The organism is Streptomyces sp. NPDC056373 (genome assembly GCF_042262425.1).
Taxonomy (GTDB): Bacteria; Actinomycetota; Actinomycetes; order Streptomycetales; family Streptomycetaceae; genus Streptomyces.
In genome coordinates this window covers 1-1,458 of sequence record NZ_JBHJPX010000056.1, presented here as the reverse complement: position 1 = coordinate 1,458, position 1,458 = coordinate 1, and the positions used below count along the sequence as shown (strand labels likewise).

Annotated in this window: 1 protein-coding gene; it reads left to right on the top strand. The window is 70.2% G+C overall.

What is annotated here, in order from left to right:
- Window positions 1-15: 15 nt before the first annotated feature.
- The coding region (locus ACFCXS_RS39425) for a condensation domain-containing protein (RefSeq protein ID WP_376648152.1) at window positions 16-1,458 on the top strand (1,443 nt) is incomplete at its 3' end.

The window sequence follows — 1,458 nt, the reverse complement described above, 5'->3', positions numbered from 1 at the left end:
GACCTGCCTGTGGGTATGAGCGAGGCGGAGTTGCATGGGACGTTGGCGGCGGTGGTGGATCGTCATGATGTGCTGCGGTCGTGTCTGGTGCCGGGTGAGGGGGGTTCGGGCTGGGAGTTGGAGGTGGGTGCTCCCGGGAGTGTGCCGGTGGCGGGTCTGGTGCGGCGGGTGTCGTGTGACGGGCGGTGGCAGTCGGCGGCGTGGCGGGCTGTGGCGGCGCGTGAGCTGGATGCTGCGTTGGGTGGTCTGGATCCGGCTGGTGGGGTGATGGCGCGGTTCGTGTGGTTCGACGCGGGGGGCGGGTCGGCGGGCCGGTTGTTGATCGTGCTGCATCACTTCGTGGTGGACGGGGTGTCGTGGCGGATTCTGTTGCCGGATCTGGCGCAGGCGTATGCGCGGGTGCGTGAGGGGCGTGCGGCTGGTCTGGCGGAGGTGGGGACGTCGGTGCGGCGCTGGGCGCATGCGCTGGTGGAGGAGGCTGGGCGCAGGGGTTCGGAGCTCGGCTATTGGAGGGGTGTGCTGGCGGAGCCGGAGCCTGTGCTGGGGCGTCGTGGGCTGGATCCGGTGGTGGACACGATGGCGACGGTGCGCACGGTGCGGGTGGTGGTGCCGGCGGGGGTGACGGGGGCGTTGCTGACGTCGGTTCCGGCGGTGTTCCGTGGTGGTGTGAATGATGGTCTGCTGGCGGCGTTGGGGTTGGCGGTGGCGCGGTGGCGTGGCCGTGAGCGGGTGCTGGTGAGGCTGGAGGGTCACGGTCGTGAGGAGGCCGTGGTGCCGGGGGCTGATCTGTCGCGGACGGTGGGTTGGTTCACGAGTATGTTCCCGGTGCGGCTGGATGTGTCGGGTGTGGATGTGGGGGATGCGTTCGCTGGTGGTGAGGCTGCGGGCCGTGTGGTGAAGGCGGTCAAGGAGCAGTTGCTGGCGGTTCCGGACCGGGGTGTGGGTTTTGGTCTTCTGCGGTACTTGAACCGTGAGACCGGTGGGGAGTTGGCGGGGGCGGCGCAGCCGCAGATCGGGTTCAATTATCTGGGGCGGTTCTCGGCGTCGGACATGCCGGAGGAGTTGCGGGGGCTGGGCTGGACCCAGGTCGGTGAGTTCGACGAGATCGAAGCCGGGCTCGACACGGGCATGCCGGCCCTGTCCCCCCTGGAGATCGGCGCCTACGTCACCGACACCGACGAGGGTCCACGCCTGGCCACCCTCTTCTCCTACGCCTCCGGACTCCTCGACGAGAGCGAGATCGAGGAACTCGCCGAGCTGTGGCAGGAGGCGCTGGGCGCGCTGGCCGCGCATGTCGCGCGGCCCGGGGCGGGTGGGCTCACCCCCTCCGACCTGCCTCTGGTGACCGTCGGCCAGGGCGAGATCGAGCGGTGGGAGGAGCGCTACCCGAGCGTGTCCGACGCCTGGCCGCTCACCCCGCTCCAGTCGGGCCTGCTCTTCCACACCCTCCTCAACGGC